This is a genomic window from Bacillus sp. 05T31 (genome assembly GCF_056396725.1).
Genome location: NZ_JBFTMA010000019.1, coordinates 1 through 17910 on the forward strand (window position 1 = coordinate 1; position 17910 = coordinate 17910).

General features: G+C 36.7%; 15 protein-coding genes. 12 read left to right on the plus strand and 3 right to left on the minus strand.

What is annotated here, in order from left to right:
* Nucleotides 1-511: 511 nt before the first annotated feature.
* From AC1DJR_RS02655 to AC1DJR_RS02675, 5 genes are all read left to right on the plus strand, one after another.
* Nucleotides 512-2272, plus strand: coding sequence for an ABC transporter ATP-binding protein (locus AC1DJR_RS02655; RefSeq protein WP_477001969.1), 1761 nt, complete (start codon nucleotides 512-514; stop codon nucleotides 2270-2272).
* Nucleotides 2269-4269: an ABC transporter ATP-binding protein gene (locus tag AC1DJR_RS02660; RefSeq protein WP_477001970.1), complete on the plus strand. Its 2001-nt coding sequence runs from the start codon at nucleotides 2269-2271 to the stop codon at nucleotides 4267-4269. The genes AC1DJR_RS02655 and AC1DJR_RS02660 overlap by 4 nt, the downstream gene beginning before the upstream one ends.
* 303 nt (nucleotides 4270-4572) lie before the next feature.
* Complete coding sequence (locus AC1DJR_RS02665) at nucleotides 4573-5370, plus strand: amino acid ABC transporter substrate-binding protein (RefSeq protein ID WP_002030008.1); 798 nt, start codon at nucleotides 4573-4575, stop codon at nucleotides 5368-5370.
* Nucleotides 5357-6055, plus strand: coding sequence for an amino acid ABC transporter permease (locus tag AC1DJR_RS02670; protein ID WP_033706449.1), 699 nt, complete (start codon nucleotides 5357-5359; stop codon nucleotides 6053-6055). The genes AC1DJR_RS02665 and AC1DJR_RS02670 overlap by 14 nt, the downstream gene beginning before the upstream one ends.
* Before the next feature lie 28 nt (nucleotides 6056-6083).
* Nucleotides 6084-6818: an amino acid ABC transporter ATP-binding protein gene (locus tag AC1DJR_RS02675; protein WP_002010843.1), complete on the plus strand. Its 735-nt coding sequence runs from the start codon at nucleotides 6084-6086 to the stop codon at nucleotides 6816-6818.
* Between the two features lie 51 nt (nucleotides 6819-6869).
* Here the strand turns inward: AC1DJR_RS02675 and sasP are convergent, their stop codons facing one another.
* On the minus strand, nucleotides 6870-7073 hold the full coding sequence (gene sasP, locus AC1DJR_RS02680; protein ID WP_000013339.1) for a small acid-soluble spore protein, SasP family: 204 nt from the start codon (nucleotides 7071-7073) through the stop codon (nucleotides 6870-6872).
* A gap of 652 nt (nucleotides 7074-7725) precedes the next feature.
* Between sasP and AC1DJR_RS02685 the strand changes: the two genes are divergently transcribed.
* A complete protein-coding gene (locus tag AC1DJR_RS02685; protein WP_002087367.1) occupies nucleotides 7726-7971 on the plus strand; it encodes a hypothetical protein in 246 nt (81 codons plus the stop codon).
* Nucleotides 7972-7987: 16 nt separating this feature from the next.
* On the opposite strand, the gene AC1DJR_RS02690 is transcribed toward AC1DJR_RS02685, so the two are convergent.
* Together AC1DJR_RS02690 and AC1DJR_RS02695 are read right to left on the minus strand one after the other, a co-directional pair.
* Nucleotides 7988-9448: a YheC/YheD family endospore coat-associated protein gene (locus AC1DJR_RS02690; RefSeq protein ID WP_429687033.1), complete on the minus strand. Its 1461-nt coding sequence runs from the start codon at nucleotides 9446-9448 to the stop codon at nucleotides 7988-7990.
* Between the two features lie 19 nt (nucleotides 9449-9467).
* Complete coding sequence (locus AC1DJR_RS02695) at nucleotides 9468-10520, minus strand: YheC/YheD family protein (RefSeq protein WP_002010850.1); 1053 nt, start codon at nucleotides 10518-10520, stop codon at nucleotides 9468-9470.
* A 125-nt stretch (nucleotides 10521-10645) separates the two neighbouring features.
* Between AC1DJR_RS02695 and AC1DJR_RS02700 the strand changes: the two genes are divergently transcribed.
* The 6 genes from AC1DJR_RS02700 to AC1DJR_RS02725 all read left to right on the plus strand — a co-directional run bounded on the left by AC1DJR_RS02700 (nucleotide 10646) and on the right by AC1DJR_RS02725 (nucleotide 17738).
* Nucleotides 10646-11791 (plus strand): DUF445 domain-containing protein, encoded by a 1146-nt coding sequence (locus AC1DJR_RS02700; protein WP_477001971.1) that lies wholly within the window; start codon nucleotides 10646-10648, stop codon nucleotides 11789-11791.
* Between the two features lie 459 nt (nucleotides 11792-12250).
* A complete protein-coding gene (locus AC1DJR_RS02705; RefSeq protein ID WP_429687035.1) occupies nucleotides 12251-12607 on the plus strand; it encodes a YlbF/YmcA family competence regulator in 357 nt (118 codons plus the stop codon).
* Between the two features lie 209 nt (nucleotides 12608-12816).
* Entirely contained in the window at nucleotides 12817-14505 is a 1689-nt protein-coding gene (alsS, locus tag AC1DJR_RS02710; RefSeq protein WP_477001972.1) for an acetolactate synthase AlsS, read from the plus strand.
* 16 nt (nucleotides 14506-14521) lie between these two features.
* Entirely contained in the window at nucleotides 14522-15280 is a 759-nt protein-coding gene (gene alsD / locus AC1DJR_RS02715; RefSeq protein ID WP_477001973.1) for an alpha-acetolactate decarboxylase, read from the plus strand.
* Between the two features lie 218 nt (nucleotides 15281-15498).
* Nucleotides 15499-16578: a tetratricopeptide repeat-containing glycosyltransferase family 2 protein gene (locus tag AC1DJR_RS02720; RefSeq protein WP_215576785.1), complete on the plus strand. Its 1080-nt coding sequence runs from the start codon at nucleotides 15499-15501 to the stop codon at nucleotides 16576-16578.
* Between the two features lie 50 nt (nucleotides 16579-16628).
* On the plus strand, nucleotides 16629-17738 hold the full coding sequence (locus AC1DJR_RS02725) for a glycosyltransferase (RefSeq protein WP_429687037.1): 1110 nt from the start codon (nucleotides 16629-16631) through the stop codon (nucleotides 17736-17738).
* Nucleotides 17739-17910 lie beyond the last annotated feature (172 nt).

A 17910-nucleotide genomic window follows, 5' to 3' on the forward strand; every position in this document is an offset into this window, starting at 1 on the left:
ATAAATGAAGGGGGTGTGCGTAATGATTGTAATCGTAAATGTAATGGGCTTAGCTCTGTTAAATGGCGGAAAACATTCATATCATTACGCAACCCGTGCGGATATATAGGACCTTTTTGTCTTATGAGAAGCGTACGTTGCGTATATCGTAACGTACGCTTTTATGCATTCTATTGCATATCGTCAAGCGGCGGTATGCTTTTTTTTGTTTATCCCGCTATTTGCGGGCAGTAAGACTCCCGCCTCAAAATTCAGCTGGAGCAAAGAAGTTGGGATGGGAGTCGGGCTGCCCGTAAACGCCCGATTGGTGAAGGCTAATAATCAGTGGGGAATGAACAAAACCCCCACTGATTAAAGTTTCACTTTATTTTCCTTGTTACTATAAAAAATCAGAATTTGGAAGGTGGAAAAATGTGATGAAATTGTATGGCTTACGAAATGTAAATGTGATGGGTTTGGATAGCGGRTAAAGAAATGTGAATCAAACGAGAAAGAGAAAGGAGAGGTTATATTGTTTTCAGTATTACTAAAGTTAAGCTGGTTTTTTAGAGAGCATTGGAAAAGGTATAGTATTGCAATTGGGGTACTTTTAATTGTAAACGTGATAGAGGTAATTCCACCGAAAGTGTTAGGAATTACAATTGATAATATTAAAACGGGAGCCTTAACGAATGAGGCGATTATGCAATATATTCTTATTTTACTTGGGGTAACGATTGGTGGGTATGTACTTACTTTCATTTGGCAGCACCAACTATTTGGCGGTGCGTTCGTACTTGAGAAAACGATGCGTTCAAAATTTATGGGGCAYTTACTTAAGATGACACCGACGTTTTATCAAAAAAATCGTACTGGCGATTTAATGGCGAGAGCGACAAATGATTTAAAAGCAATCTCCATGACAGCTGGTTTTGGTATATTAACGCTCGTTGATTCTAGTCTATATATGCTTACAATCGTTTGTATGATGGGCTTTTCAATTAGTTGGCAGTTAACATTTGCTGCGCTTATACCGCTTCCGATTATGGCGTATGCGATGAATAGATACGGAAAGAAATTGCATGAAAGATTTACAGTCGCGCAAGATGCGTTCGGGGATATGAACGATAAAGTACTTGAATCAATTGCGGGTGTACGCGTTATTCGTGCGTATGTACAGGAGAGTGCTGATCAAGGAAGGTTTCATCATTTAGGAGATGACGTATACGAGAAAAATATGAGAGTAGCAAGAATCGATGCATTATTCCAGCCAACTGTAAAAATGCTCGTCGGTCTTAGCTATTTAATTGGTTTAGTGTACGGTGCATATCTCGTATTCCAATCAAAGGTGACACTTGGYGAGCTCGTTTCTTTTAACGTCTATTTAGGGATGATGATTTGGCCGATGTTTGCAATTGGTGAATTGATTAATGTTATGCAAAGAGGAAATGCGTCGCTCGACCGTGTAAATGAAACATTAGCTTATGAACCAGATGTAAAGAGTCCGAAAGATCCAAAGGTTGTACAAGAGCCAGATTACATTCAGTTTGATAACGTTACTTTTTCATATCCTTCATCAATTGAAACAAATTTAAAAAATGTTTCGTTCTCATTAAAACAAGGAGAGACACTTGGAGTTGTTGGGAAAACAGGAAGCGGGAAAACGACGCTCGTTCGTCAGYTTCTTCGTCAATATCCACTTGGAGAAGGGGATATTGCRGTTTCTGATGTGAAGCTAGATAAAATTACGAATGATAACGTACTTGGCTGGATTGGGTATGTACCGCAGGAACACATTTTATTTTCAAAAACAGCGAAGGAAAATATTTTATTTGGAAATAGAGAAGCGACTGAAGAAGAGCTTGAAAAAGCGATTGAAATAGCTGCGTTTAAAAAAGATTTAGAGTTTTTACCGGAAGGTTTAGAAACGCTCGTTGGAGAGAAAGGTGTTTCTTTATCAGGTGGGCAAAAGCAAAGGATTTCAATTGCAAGGGCTGTTATTCAAAATCCGGAAATTTTAATTTTGGACGATTCTTTATCAGCTGTTGATGCTCGTACTGAAGCGGCAATTATTGAAAACATACGAACAGAAAGAAGCGGGAAGACGACGATTATAACAACGCATCGTTTGTCAGCAGTGCAGCATGCTGATTGGATTCTCGTTATGGATAACGGTGAGGTTATTGAAGAAGGTTCGCATGAAGCGCTCGTTCGAAATGGGGGCTGGTATGCAGAGCAGTTCGAAAGACAACAAGGTGAAAGTGAAAGTACGGATAGTGGGGTGAAAATATGAGTGTTTCAAAACGATTGTTTCAATACGCGATGAAAGTAAAAGGGCCGATTTTTGCAGCGATGGCGATGCTATTTGTTTTCGTTATTGCAGAACTCGCGGGTCCTTTCGTCGCAAAAACGATGATTGATGAGCATATCGTTGGAATAGAGAGACCCTGGTATGAAACAGAAAAGAGTGAGGATGCTGTTTCATATAATGGCGCCTTTTATAAGCGAAGTGATCGCTTTGAACAAGGTGAGCAAAAAGGGAAAGAAGTCCGAGTGATTCAAGTTGGTTTTCAGTACTATTTTGTACCGAATAAAATAACGCTTGAAGGAACTCGTTCTGTTAAGGGTGATGTGCTTACAGTACAAAGTGGTAAGGCAGTGCAAGTGTATAAATCGAAAGCCTTAACGAAAGAAGAAGTATTTGCGTTTTATAAACCAGAAATAAATAGGTTATTACTACTTGGCGGTGGATATTTCGCTTTATTAATAGTCGTATCATTATTTGCGTACGGAAAGCAGTTCTTCTTACAGAAGGCGGCAAACAAAATTATTCAAATTATGAGGGAAGACGTCTTTTCCCATATTCAAACGTTGCCAATTCGTTATTTTGACCATTTACCAGCAGGGAAAATTGTATCGCGTGTAACGAATGATACAGAAGCGATTCGTGATTTATATGTAACAGTGCTTGCGACATTCGTCTCTAGTATCATCTATATTATCGGGATTTTCGCTGCGCTATTTTTACTTGATGTAAAACTGGCGGCACTATGCTTACTCATCATCCCAATTTTAATTGTTTGGGCGATTATGTATAGAAAGTATGCGTCTGTATACAATCATAAAATGCGTTCGCGTTTATCGGATATTAACGGAACAGTGAATGAATCAATTCAAGGGATGCCAATTATTCAAGCATTTCGTCAAGAACATGAAACGAAGAAGGAATTTGAAGAGTTAAATGGTGATTATTTTAAATATCAAAATAAAATTTTAAATTTAAATGCAGCAACTTCGCATAATTTAGTGTCTGTATTAAGAAACATCGCTTTTACAGGTGTAATTTGGTATTTCGGTGGTGCTTCATTAAGTGCTTCTGGCCTCCTTTCTCTAGGGATACTGTATGCTTTCGTCGATTATTTAACGAGATTGTTCTCGCCAATTACGAACATGGTGAACCAACTTGCTAACTTAGAGCAATCGCGTGTTGCATCAGAGCGCGTCTTTGAATTGCTAGAGGAAAAGGGAGAGGCAGTAGAAGAAGAAMGTATGCCTCGCTTAACCGGAAATGTGAAATTCGATAATGTYTCRTTTTCTTAYAATGGAAAAGATGAAGTATTAAAAAATATTTCTTTTGAAGCGAAACAAGGGGAGACAGTGGCACTTGTCGGTCATACTGGATCAGGAAAAAGTTCCATTATGAATGTGCTCTTTCAGTTTTATGAATTTCAAAAAGGGAAGCTTACGATTGATGGTCACGATGTAACAGAGATGCCGAAACAAGCAACCCGTGAACATATGGGAATTGTATTGCAAGATCCGTTTTTATTTAGCGGGACAGTGGCATCCAATGTAAGCTTAGAAAATGAAAAAATTTCAAAAGATCGCATCGTAAAGGCGTTACGTGATGTTGGTGCGGAAAGGTTTGCGAACAATATAGATGAAAAAATTACGGAGAAAGGAAGTACACTTTCAACCGGAGAACGTCAGCTTATATCGTTTGCTAGGGCACTTGCTTTTGATCCTGCTATTTTAATTTTAGATGAAGCGACTTCCAGTATTGATACAGAAACAGAAGCGATGATTCAACAAGCGCTAGAAGTTGTGAARAAAGGACGAACGACGTTTATTATCGCTCATCGTCTTTCAACAATTAAGAGCGCTGATCAAATTATTGTGCTTGATAGAGGAACGATTTTGGAAAAAGGTTCCCATGRTGAATTAATGAAAAAGCGCGGGCGTTATTAYGATATGTATAAAACGCAAATGGAAGGAAACCAGAGTGCTTAATTTTTAGAAGAACTTGCGATTTTCGCAAGTTCTTTTTTGATCGGATTGTCCGCTTAGAAGTTAATATATTTCACCGGCTGAAAAACTTATAAATAAGTAGGTATTGTTTTACCTTTTTCTTTATAAATGCTATATTAAAAAATGTTACTTATTTTTTGTATGTAGCGCTATTTTTCCATTTTGTTTGATTATGAAGAAAAAGGTTAAACTAAATAAGAACATTTTCATTGAAAAATTGTTCGAAATTGCATACAATCAATATAGTTTTTAAATTCCTATCAGAATACTTGGAGGACTACTATCATGAAAAAATTATTTTCAGTGCTTGCAGTAACTACATTAGCGATTGGGATTGTAGCGGGCTGCGGTAAAGAAGAGAAAAAAGATACAGCTAATCAAGATGCATTACAGAAGATAAAACAAAGCGGTGAGCTTGTAATTGGTACAGAAGGTACATATCCACCATTTACGTTCCACGATACAAACGATAAATTAACTGGGTTTGACGTTGAATTAGCAGAAGAAGTTGCAAAACGTTTAGGTGTAAAGCCTGTATTTAAAGAAACACAATGGGATAGCTTACTTGCAGGAATAGATGCAAAACGTTTCGACATGGTTGCGAACGAAGTTGGTATTCGTGAAGATCGCCAAAAAAAATATGACTTCTCTAGTCCATATATTTCTTCTTCAGCAGCATTAGTTATTGCGAAAGATAAAGATAAACCTGCTACATTTGCTGACGTAAAAGGATTAAAAGCAGCACAATCTTTAACAAGTAACTACGCAGATATTGCTAAGAAAAATGGTGCGGAAATCACAGGTGTAGAAGGATTTAGCCAAGCAGCAGAATTATTAAGTTCTGGCCGCGTTGATTTCACAATCAATGATAAATTATCAGTGTTAAACTATTTAGAAACGAAAAAAGATGCAAAAATTAAAATTGTAGATACAGAAAAAGAAGCGTCACAAAGTGGATTCTTATTCCGTAAAGGTAGCGACAAACTTGTCCAAGAAGTAAATAAAGCGTTAGAAGATATGAAAAAAGATGGTACGTACGATAAAATAACGAAAAAATGGTTCGGTGAAAATGTATCTAAGTAGCGCATTGATGTCAGATCGATTGTCTACTTGGATAGATATTATGCAGACTTCCTTCGCGCCTATGCTGAAGGAAGCTGTCTTTACGACAATTCCGTTAACGCTTATTACATTTATTATCGGTATTATACTTGCGACGTTAACAGCGCTCGCACGTATTTCAGGTAGTCGTATTTTACAATGGATTGCTCGTATCTATGTATCTATCATTCGCGGAACGCCACTTCTTGTACAGTTATTTATTATTTTCTATGGTCTTCCAACTCTTAATATTGAAGTTGAGCCATATACAGCAGCAGTTATTGGATTTTCATTAAATGTAGGTGCATATGCATCTGAAATTATTCGTGCTTCTATCCTTTCAATCCCGAAAGGACAGTGGGAAGCAGCTTACACAATTGGGATGACATACCCGCAAGCATTAAAACGTGTTATTTTACCACAAGCAACACGCGTATCAATTCCGCCGCTTTCGAATACATTTATTAGTTTAGTGAAGGATACGTCATTAGCGTCGTTAATTTTAGTAACAGAAATGTTCCGAAAAGCGCAGGAAATTGCGGCAATGAACTATGAGTTTTTAATTGTTTATTTTGAAGCAGGTCTAATTTATTGGGTAATTTGCTTCTTATTATCTATCGTGCAACAAATATTAGAAAAACGTTCAGAACGTTATACTCTAAAATAACCCTTTCATAAAAGGAGTTTTTGTTTTTATGATTTCAATTCAACATTTACAAAAAAGTTTCGGAGATAATACCGTATTAAAACATATAGACTTATCAGTTGAGAAGGGCGAAGTGGTTGTTATTATCGGGCCATCTGGATCTGGTAAAACGACATTCTTACGTTGTCTCAACGTGTTAGAAACGCCGAACGCTGGTAACATTCGCATCGGCAATAAAGAGCTCGATTTCTCTCAAAAAGTATCGAAGAAAGATATTGTAAATCTTCGTACGCAAACAGGTATGGTATTCCAACACCATAATCTATTTCCTCATTTAACAGCAATTCACAATGTAATGGAAGGGCTCGTTACAGTGAAAAAGATGGGGAAAGAAGAAGCGAAGAAAAAAGCAAACTATTTCCTTGAAAAAGTTGGTCTTGCGGATAAAGTAGACTTATATCCGTTCCAATTATCAGGTGGACAACAACAGCGCGTTGGAATCGCTCGTGCGCTTGCGATGGAGCCGGAAGTTTTACTATTTGATGAGCCAACGTCAGCACTTGATCCTGAGCTAGTTCAAGAAGTTTTAAAGGTTATGAAAGAACTTGCTAAAGAAGGAATGACGATGGTCATTGTAACGCATGAAATGCGCTTTGCTCATCAAATTGCGAACCGTGTTATTTTCATGGATGGCGGTGTCGTTGTCGAACAAGGTACACCGGAAGATGTATTTACAAATCCAAAAGAAGAACGAACGAAGAAGTTTTTACAAATGTTGCAGTAAATTAAGGAAGGTCTCAGGGCATATGCCCTGAGACCTTTTTGCCATATATATTTATTTTTGGAATCCGCCAAGRCTTTGCTCAGCCATTGCAACTAAACGTTTTGTAATTTCTCCACCAACAGAACCGTTAGCGCGAGCCGTAGAATCTGCTCCTAATTGTACACCAAATTCTTGAGCGATTTCGTACTTCATTTGATCGATTGCTGCTGTTGCACCTGGTACTACTAATTGATTTGAAGAATTTTGGTTTGCCATAGGAATATATCCTCCTTAGAGTTATAAAAATTTTTTGGTTGGACTAGCTGGATTTGAACCAGATTATCGCCCCGTTTGGCGCTAATCCATCGGTAATTAAGTTTGTACTCATATTATGGATGTTACCTAGAAAGATATACAAAATAATAATTTGTAAATTTTGTAAAAAATATTTCGTCATTTCGTAAATTATGAAATAAGAGTAATCGTTGTATTTTTAAGAAAGAAGGCTAAACTAAGAGCGAAATCATATACGTTTTTTTCTTTGTATAACCAGCTTGGTTTACTTAACTTATGATTTATTAAAGTGAGACAAATTCCAGTTTAGTAAAATGAAAATTAAATCGGGAGCAACTRCATAGTTCTGTTTTAAMCCAGGRYRGGGCAGAAAAAGGAACTGACCGCGTCTATGCACGGCTAGATGCTCTCTTTAATCTAAAAAAGAGGCTTTTAAATGAAAATGTAATTAAAGTGAGAAAAATTAAAGCTTAGTAAAATGAAAATTAAACGGCAACAACTGCATAGTTCTGTTTTAACCCAGGATGGGGCAGAAAAAGGAACTGACCGCGTCTATGCACGGCTAGATGCTCTCTTCAATCTAAAAAAAGGGCTTTTTAATTGTTTTTAAACGATAACGTATGGAGGAATCATGATGGGAATTTGCCCGCTTTGCAACGCGCTAGAATCACAAACATATTCTTGTCAAAATTGCCAAGGTATACTCCAAGATTATGGGAAAACTGTAGATTACATAGACGATTACAGTGCATATATGGATCAAGAATTATTAAGTGCAGTAGACGGTTTAACACATAATAATTCACAGGAGTATTGCAATCATGTTTTTTATTGCGGAGTATGTAATGTGGAAACAGAAGTTGTAGTGAAGCTCGTTTAAATAAAAAACTTCCACCTTATGAAGGAGGTGGAAGTTTTTGTTTTTGTATTTGTGAGTTAATCATAGGGGAAGGGATGTTTTCGGTATGTGACGAAGGATCTGATTTTATTTGTGACATTTTTTCTTTCGTGTCGCGCAAAGAGTGTTCAGTTAAATAGATGGCATATTCATAAAATAATTGGCGCGTAAGTTCACTTTGTTCTTTTAACTTTTCATCTTGGAATACAGTTCGCCCCGGTTTAGAATTTGCTTCAAATAGCCACGGGTTTTCCGTGGTGTCTAAACCAATGTCAAAACCAATTTCTCCAATGTTCCCGGTTACTTGGCCATCAAGTGCATAACTGATTTGTAAGGCTGTTTGTTTTAGTTTATTTTCAATTTGAACTTGCTTTGTTGAATCAGGAAATAGTTCCTGAAGTAATTTCGTATCACCGCCGCTATTTACATGAGTTGTTAAGCTACCTTTGCCGGCGATTTTTGCGACGATTGCACTGACTACCCAATTACCAAAATGGTTTTTATTTGTATGAATGCGAAAATCGACGGGTTGCCCATCGAAGCGAAGTAAGGAAATACCTTGTTGTACGATAAATTTTTTTAAATCATGTCCTTTTAACACATGGTTCAGAAGCGTTTCTAATGATTGGTACTTTCTTAGTTTATTTTCTTCATTTTCGCGATAACGACAGTAGTAGCAATTCTCTGTTTGAGAGTAAAATATTTGATGAATGTTTCTCCCGAAGCTACCGTGTATCGGTTTCATGTAAACAGATTTATACGTGCCAAGAAAGCGTTCTACTTGTTCGAAATGTTGAAATACTTCTGTATTTGGTAAGAATGTTTTAATTGAATCTTCTTTCATTAAAAGTTGATGCACTTCCCATTTATTGAAAAATCCCGGATTAAACCACGGAATCGCATAGTCGCTTTCTAAACGTTTTTTTGCTCTTACGATAGGTTTGTAATTTTCTGCTTGCCGATTTGGTAATCGGTCGTAAATGACATTTGGTAAAGGGACTTTGTTTTTTACCCATTTTCCTTCTTGAAAGAAGTACCCTTCAATTGTTTCCTCTTCCCAGTTTATATGTTGAATGCCAAAGACAAATACAAATGGCTGCAATGTGAATGGTGGTGTTAATAACTCACTGAGAGAGATGGAACGACTTCCTAAAGGAGAATTAGAATCATCGTTAAAGCCAGTTGTGAAAATCCCGATTAATGGGCCGAAAACAATGGTTTGATTGTGTAAGAAGGCATGGATTGTTGCTGAATGCGGTAGTAAAAGATCGGCTGCAATCTGTTCGCCAATAATAATTTCTCGCGTGAATGAATAATGAATTTTAATATTCTCACATGTAATATAACGTAAGCCAAAGAAAAAGGATGTAATTGGTGGTGTAATAGAAAAAACGTAAGGTAAAGTAATACTATTTGGATGCTCATCTGAAATACTTAATGTATATATGTGCTCTTTCAACGGGGATTTCCTCCTTTCGTTATGGTGTAAATCGGCTAAACTTTAATGGACCATGAAAAATTTGTTCAGCCAGTTCGTCGTTGTACCTAGTATAAACATCGTAAGATGGCATCGTATTGACGTACATAAGCCAAATGGCACCTTTTTGATCCATAATGGTAGAAAGCTCTAGTTCAAATAATGAAGAATAGGACTGATCGAGTGTTTTAAACACTTCATTTACAACATCATGTAAAGCATCTTTTAATAATTGAACGCCAGTTGGAGAAAGTAAATATTTAATTTTAGAAAATGGATGTAACATAGAACGTTCTGTTGCTGAAAGTAAAAATTGTGCTGGGAATGAAGATTTTTGTATAAATTGACCGAGCACTTTCCAATTCTGTTCTTTATTTTTTTGCATAATGGTTCGAATATGAATCGGATATGATAGTTGATTTGGAGGTTGTAACATTGGATGAATCATATAACGGAATGAGTGTATGTTCGATTTGCACCATGATATAAATTTATCTGTTCGTTTGAATTGAGTAGAAGTATGATGTTGTTCATTTATTGTATCGATATGAAATGTTTTATTTTTGTAAGTGGCCCGATATAAATTTTCATTGGAGTGTATATTGATTGGTCTTATAATAATATCTCTTGTTTCTAGTAGTAATTTAAAAATTCCTTGTACTGTTCCTTTTATTATTTTTGGTACGTAAGGGGAAAGACGTTTATTAGTAAGAAAAAGATTGTGTAAATCGCTTGGGTTAATAAGTGTGTTGTTTAAAAAAGTAGTGGAAGAACGTTTGTGTAATGAATGAATAATCGCATTTGCTTGTTGGAATTCCTCATCCTCTTTGAAATGACAACGATCATATATATATGAAGGAATGGGAAAGGTTTGATCTATCCAATTTCCTGTATCTGTATCGTAAATAAGACCAGAAACAAGATCTGTCTTTGAATCAATGCTAAACGGTGTGAATTGGGCAACGACGTTATGATAAAGACGAGCTCGCTTAGCGATTTCGGTGTAATACGTTTGCTCGTGATGGAGCCCGGAAGTTAAAAGACCAAGAACCAACGAAATCACTCCTTTAGTAATAAGATGTTTGCATTATAGGCGAAGCTATATATTGCAAATACGTTTTTATACCATTATACTTTTGTCCGTATGATGATATGCTATAGTTTTGGAGAAGTGAAAGGTTGATTGTGATGAATATATGGTTAAATATGTTAATGACGACAGGGCTCGGGGCAATTATTGGAGGATACACAAATCATTTAGCGATAAAAATGTTATTTCGTCCTCATCGTCCGATTTATATTGGGAAGTTTCAGGTTCCATTTACGCCAGGGTTAATTCCGAAGCGCCGCGATGAGCTTGCTGTTCAATTAGGTAAAATGGTTGTAGACCATTTGTTAACACCAGAAGGAATCGGAAAAAAACTAACAAATAAAGAKTTTCAAACCAGTTTAATTCGCTGGACACARGTGGAAGTTGATAAAGTAATTACAAATGAACAGTCGTTACGGGATATGTTAGAAAAATGGAATTTAGAACATGTAGAAGAAGAGGCGAYCGGGAAAATCGARCATGTTATTACAGAAAAAATTCATGCATTTTTAGCAGAGTACTATACATATACATGGGAACAGGCGTTACCTCATTCTGTTCATGAAAAAGTAGAGAATGCGATTCCGAATGTAGCATCTTTTATTTTAAAAAGAGGAATTAGCTTTTTGGAAAGTGAAGAAGGAAAGGAACGCCTTTCAAAAATGATTGATGACTTTTTCGCTTCCAGGGGAACGCTGCTTAACTTAGTTGGTATGTTTTTAGGGAATGTAAGTTTAGTTGATCGCGTGCAGCCGGAAGTCATTAAGTTTTTAGGACAAGATGGAACAGAGCGTCTGTTAACAGATGTACTGCAAAAAGAGTGGGAAAAGTTAAAAGGAAGAGACGTAAAAGAATTAGAAACGTTCGTAGAGAAAGAAATGATTGTGAACTCCATATTGTCAGCGGTTAAAGTAGAGGAAACAGTGAGTAGATTTTTAAATCAGTCTGTTCAGCAAGTATGTGAGCCAGTTCGAGAAACAATCGTTGAAAAAGTGGTCCCTAGCGCAGTAGAGAAAGGCTTGAAGTGGGGGACAGAAAATGTGGGAAGTATATTGGGAAATCTACAGCTTGCGGAAATTGTCCAGCAGGAAGTATCTACATTTTCAACAGAGAGACTAGAAGATCTCGTATTGTCCATTACAAAAAATGAGTTAAAAATGATTACATATTTAGGGGCGTTATTAGGAGGAACAATTGGATTTATTCAAGGCTTGTTACTCTTGTTCCTTAATTGACACTCCCACCCCTAAAGAGGCAAGCTGACTAACGTCAGTGGGATTCTTGCTACCAAAGGCGAAGTCCATTTCTGGTATCGCTGACGTGCAAGATTGCGGTGTGCCATCACCACTCCCACAACAGACCGTATAGGTTCGTGGGCTACGGTACTGTGACCATACCGTACAGATTATTCGTTCYCAAATGTTTTAGAGTCTTTTGCATGACTATAAATAAAGTATACCATGTTTTGCTATGCAAAAACGATGCTTTCATCCCACGTCTAAAGACGGACTAAAGTCCTGCATGGGCTTTCCCGCATCATAAATTCTGTAATAGAGATGGGTACATAGAAATAAAAGTGAAAATTCTTCACATCTCTTGCATAGTTTGATATGGTAAGAAGAGGTGCGTATGTAAATGCACTTAAAAGGCAGTGCGAGCGAAAAGCGCTAGCCTTCTAAAGGAGGAAAAATAAAATGACAAAAAATATTCATGATGTTGCATATGAATTACAAAAAACAATCGCTGAAAACGAAGATTTCCAAACATTAAAAGCAAGCTACGCAGCAGTACAAGGAGATGCAGAGTCAAAGAACTTATTCGAAGAGTTCCGCACGATGCAACTTGGCTTACAACAAAAAATGATGCAAGGCCAAGAAATCACTGAAGAAGACAACCAAAAAGCACAAGAAGTTGTAGCTCGCATTCAACAAGATGCAAAAATTACAAAGTTAATGGAAACTGAGCAACGTTTAAACATCGTTATCACTGACGTTAACAAAATCATCATGAAGCCACTTGAAGAATTATATAACGCGCAACAACAAGCGTAATGATGAAGATGCTCCTAGTATAGGGGCGTCTTTTTTATTGTAGAAAAATGTAAGGGTTTTCCTTTTGGTTGTCAAAAAACTGTAAAATTCATATCGTTGGAAAAATAATGAATTTGTAATATAATGATAGACAATACTTCACCACATTAATTAATCAGGTGAAATTAAAATCTTTATTACACACATTATGAAATAAAGGGATGATTAGTTTGAGTACAGGTGTAAAAGCAAACGACGTGAAAACAAAAACAAGAGGAGCAGATCTTGTTGTTGATTGTTTAATTAAACAAGGTGTTACACATATTTTCGGTATTCCAGGAGCGAAGATTGACTCTGTATTTGATGTACTGCAAGAAAGAGGACCRGAGTTAATTGTTTGTCGTCATGAACAAAACGCAGCATTTATGGCAGCTGCTATTGGTAGATTAACAGGGAAACCGGGCGTATGTCTTGTAACTTCAGGACCAGGGACATCAAATTTAGCGACAGGTCTTGTTACTGCGAATGCGGAGAGTGATCCCGTTGTTGCTTTAGCTGGTGCAGTTCCGCGTACTGATCGCTTAAAACGTACGCATCAATCTATGGATAATGCTGCACTATTCGAACCAATCACAAAATATAGCGTAGAAGTAGAGCATCCAGATAATGTGCCAGAAGCATTAAGTAATGCATTTCGAAGTGCGACTTCTACAAATCCGGGAGCAACTTTAGTAAGTCTTCCGCAAGACGTTATGACTGCGGAAACGGCTGTAGAGTCTATCGGTGCGCTTTCTAAGCCACAACTTGGAATCGCTCCCACACATGAAATTACATACGTAGTAGAAAAAATAAAATCAGCGAAATTACCAGTTATTTTACTCGGTATGAGAGCGAGCACGAATGAAGTAACGAAAGCGGTTCGTGAATTAATTGCTGATACAGAACTTCCTGTTGTTGAAACATATCAAGCAGCTGGCGCGATTTCACGTGAGTTAGAAGATCATTTCTTCGGCCGCGTTGGATTATTCCGTAACCAACCAGGTGATATTTTACTAGAAGAAGCAGACCTTGTTATTTCGATTGGTTATGACTCAATTGAGTATGATCCGAAATTCTGGAATAAACTTGGCGATAGAACAATTATTCACCTTGATGATCACCAAGCAGATATCGAYCATGATTAYCAACCAGAGCGTGAATTAATTGGTGATATTGCTTTAACTGTAAATAGCATTGCAGAGAAATTACCGAAGCTTGTATTAAATGCGAAATCAGAAGCAGTTTTAGAACGATTACGTGCGAAATTATCAGAGCAAGCAGAAGTTCCAAATCGTGCTTCAGAAGGTGTTACGCATCCACTTCAAGTCATTCGTACACTTCGTTCTTTAATTAGTGACGATACAACCGTTACATGTGACATCGGTTCCCATTCTATTTGGATGGCAAGATGTTTCCGTTCTTATGAACCACGTAGACTATTATTTAGTAACGGTATGCAAACGTTAGGTGTTGCACTTCCTTGGGCAATTGCCGCTACTTTAGTTGAGCCGGGTAAAAAAGTTGTTTCAGTGTCAGGTGATGGTGGTTTCTTATTCTCTTCGATGGAGTTAGAAACAGCGGTACGTTTAAATGCACCGGTTGTACATCTCGTTTGGAGAGACGGTACATATGATATGGTTGCGTTCCAACAAATGATGAAATACGGTAGAACATCAGCTACAGAGTTTGGCGATGTTGATCTTGTGAAATATGCAGAAAGTTTCGGAGCAATAGGTCTTCGTGTCAATACACCAGACGAATTAGAAGGTGTATTGAGAGAAGCGTTAGAAGCAGAAGGTCCTGTCATTATTGATATTCCAATTGACTACCGTGACAACATTAAATTAAGCGAAAAATTATTACCAAACCAATTAAACTGATGGGGGCATGAGTGAGATGACTGTTGCGCAATTAATTGATATTGATGCAAAAAGAACGAAAAYGARTAATGAAGTATATCAAACATCTACAATGCTTGCGCTATTAGATGGTATATAYGATGGTGTKATTARCTTTGAGGAAYTGAARGAACGTGGTGATTTYGGCATCGGYACATTTGATCAATTAGATGGTGAAATGATYGCGTTTGATAAYGARTTTTACCATTTACGTTCAGACGGCTCCGCAGAAAAAGTAGAGCCAGAGGAAACAACACCGTTTGCGACTGTAACGTTTTTTGAAAAAGAAATGAGTTATACGGTAGAGCATCCGATGAATCGTGAAGAAGTGGAAGCGTTATTACATGAATTAATGCCAAGTAAAAACTTATTTTATGCGATTCGAATGGATGGTACGTTCCGTGAAGTAAGAACGAGAACTGTTCCAAGACAAGAAAAACCGTATACGCCGCTCGTTGAAGTGACGAAATCACAACCGATCTTTTCATTTAAAGATACAGAAGGTACGCTAGCTGGATTTTGGACACCAGATTACGCACAAGGTATTGGTGTAGCTGGTTTCCACTTACATTACATTGATAATGAAAGAAGCGGTGGCGGACATGTTTTCGACTATGTTGTAGAAAACTGTACGATCCAAATTTGTCAAAAAGCTCATATGCATTTAGCACTTCCTGAAACAGCTGATTTTATGGCGGCGGAATTATCAAGAGAAAACTTAGAGAATGATATTGCGGCCGCGGAAGGTGCGGAGTAAAAAGGAATCGAAATTATGTATTCTCTATATAAAGAACCGAAGTCTTGTTCAGGCTTCGGTTTTTTTCATTGATTTGCAATCTTCGAGTGAAATTCCCCTATCCAATTTCACTGCACCGCCTCATTATGTTTCTTTTGTAAAATGAAAACTCAATTTTGAAGCAAAAGAAATATAAATTTCTCTCCAAACATATACATCAAAAGGATAGGGGGGATATGATGGAAAACTCCATTACTATTAGTTTATGCATGATTGTAAAAGATGAGGAACAAACTATATCAAAATGCTTAGAATCGGTTAAAAGTGTTGTGGATGAAATTATTATTGTAGATACAGGTTCAACAGATGGTACAAAAGAAATTGTGAAGAAGTACGACGCGAAAGTTTATGATTTTCAATGGATTGAAGATTTTTCAGCGGCCCGAAATTTTGCGTTTTCTAAAGCTACAAAAGAATATATTCTTTGGCTAGACGCAGATGACATAATAGATACGGAAGATATAAAGAAATTGTTGCAGTTAAAACATACGTTAGATCGTAGTACGGATGCAGTATCTATGAAATACTATTTAACTTTTGATATAGAAGGAAATCCAACACATTCTTTAAGGAGATATCGATTAGTCAACAGAAGTAAAAATTTTCAATGGTATGGATTTGTTCATGAATATTTAGAGGTGTATGGAAATCTTATAAATAGTGACGTAGGGGTAAGTCATAAAAAAGAAAAAGCATATACTAATCGTAATTTGAAAATATATGAAAAACATCTTGAGAGTGGAAAAGAGTTTAGCCCCCGCGATGTGTACTATTATGCAAATGAATGTAAGGATCACAGATTATTTGATAAGGCTGTTAAGGGGTATTCTAGGTTTTTAGATGAAGAAAAGGGTTGGGTTGAAGATAACATTCAAGCTTGTTTAAAAAGAGCCGAATGTTATTTAGAATTGGGGGACTTAAAAAAATCTATACAGTCTTGTTTGCAATCATTTACGTATGACACGCCTAGAGGAGAACTTTGTTGCCACTTAGGACGTGTATTTTTGCAACAAGGGGAATATTCTAAAGCGATATATTGGTACCATGCAGCAATTGACGGGCCCAGGCCAAAGGATTCTCCGTTTGTCCGAGAAGAGTGTCATACATGGTTGCCACATATTCAACTATGTATTTGTTATGATCGAATAAAAGAATATGAAAAGGCAATTTATCATAACGAACAAGCTGCACAGTTCATACCTAATAATCCAAGCATTGAATATAATAGAAAATATTTTGATAGTTTATCGGAAAAATAATATTTAATAATACTAGATAATCATTTTGGCTGCTGAGAGGAGTTTGATTCATGCTCACAAGTATAATTATATTGACTCATAACCAATTACAATATACAAAAGAATGCATCCAAAGTATTAGAACTTATACAGTGGAACAAGAGTATGAGTTAATAGTTGTGGACAACGCGTCAACAGATGGTACTGTAGAATGGTTACAAAAACAATCGGATATTATGCTAGTGGAAAATGCGGAGAATATGGGTTTTCCAAAGGGATGCAATCAGGGAATTAAAGAGGCAAAAGGTGACAATATTCTATTATTGAATAATGATGTGGTCGTAACTGAAAATTGGCTAAGCAACTTAATTCGGTGTTTATATGAAAGTAAGGATGCTGGAGCGGTAGGGCCCGTAACTAATAATGCCGCTTACTATACTGCTATACAAACTTTTTATAAAGATATTGAAGGAATGCAGAAGTTTGCAACTTTATATAATCAAAGTGATAAAGATAAATGGGAAGAACGTATGAAATTAATCGGATTCTGTATGCTTATAAAAAAATCAGTGTTAGATGAAGTTGGAGTATTAGATGAACGATTTACACCGGGGAATTATGAAGATGATGATTTGTCACTAAGAATGTTTGAAAAAGGATATAAATTGTATTTATGTAAAGATACATTTATTCATCACTACGGAAGTGTCTCATGGAAAGAAGATAGTGTTAAATTTTCTGTTTGTTTACATGCGAATAATATAAAATTGTATGAAAAATGGGGATTTTATGGTGAAAGTTTATACATTCATTGTGATTTACTAGCGATTTTAGAGCGATTTGCACCTGATAAAGTAAATATTCTTCATATAGGAGCTGGATGTGGTGCCACTTTATTAAAAATGAAAGGGTGTTATCAGGCAGTTTCTTTATTCGGAGCAGAAAGTAATGAAAAAGCGGCAGCCCTTGCAAATAGGGTAGCTCCTACAACTTCTGCTGCGTATGACAAGTTACATGAGGTATTTATAGATGAAAAATTCCAGTACATCCTACTATCACATCCTATTGAGCCAGCGAAATTACCGCAGGTCATACAATCTATGTCACAACTTTTAACGCCAACAGGAACTTTCATTCTGTCGAAATTCAATTTGGAAAATTATTATGCATTAAAGAAATAATGCTTTTAAGATTTTCTCTTTGGAGAGGAACTGTATTTGGAAATGTTGGAGGAACAACGGTTTCTTTTATAGAAACAAAACCGAAATCCGATCCCGGATTTCGGCTTTTCGACGTGTGATGAATTACGAAAAAAGAGCTATCCTATAAGTTGGTTTCACTTACTTATAGGAT

Bases quoted from the DNA above. Each gene is read 5' to 3' on its own strand.
- AC1DJR_RS02665 (WP_002030008.1), top strand. From the start codon at position 4,573: ATGAAAAAATTATTTTCAGTGCTTGCAGTAACTACATTAGCGATTGGG.
- AC1DJR_RS02670 (WP_033706449.1), top strand. From the start codon at position 5,357: ATGTATCTAAGTAGCGCATTGATGTCAGATCGATTGTCTACTTGGATA.
- AC1DJR_RS02675 (WP_002010843.1), top strand. From the start codon at position 6,084: ATGATTTCAATTCAACATTTACAAAAAAGTTTCGGAGATAATACCGTA.
- AC1DJR_RS02685 (WP_002087367.1), top strand. From the start codon at position 7,726: ATGGGAATTTGCCCGCTTTGCAACGCGCTAGAATCACAAACATATTCT.
- AC1DJR_RS02705 (WP_429687035.1), top strand. From the start codon at position 12,251: ATGACAAAAAATATTCATGATGTTGCATATGAATTACAAAAAACAATC.
- AC1DJR_RS02720 (WP_215576785.1), top strand. From the start codon at position 15,499: ATGGAAAACTCCATTACTATTAGTTTATGCATGATTGTAAAAGATGAG.
- AC1DJR_RS02725 (WP_429687037.1), top strand. From the start codon at position 16,629: ATGCTCACAAGTATAATTATATTGACTCATAACCAATTACAATATACA.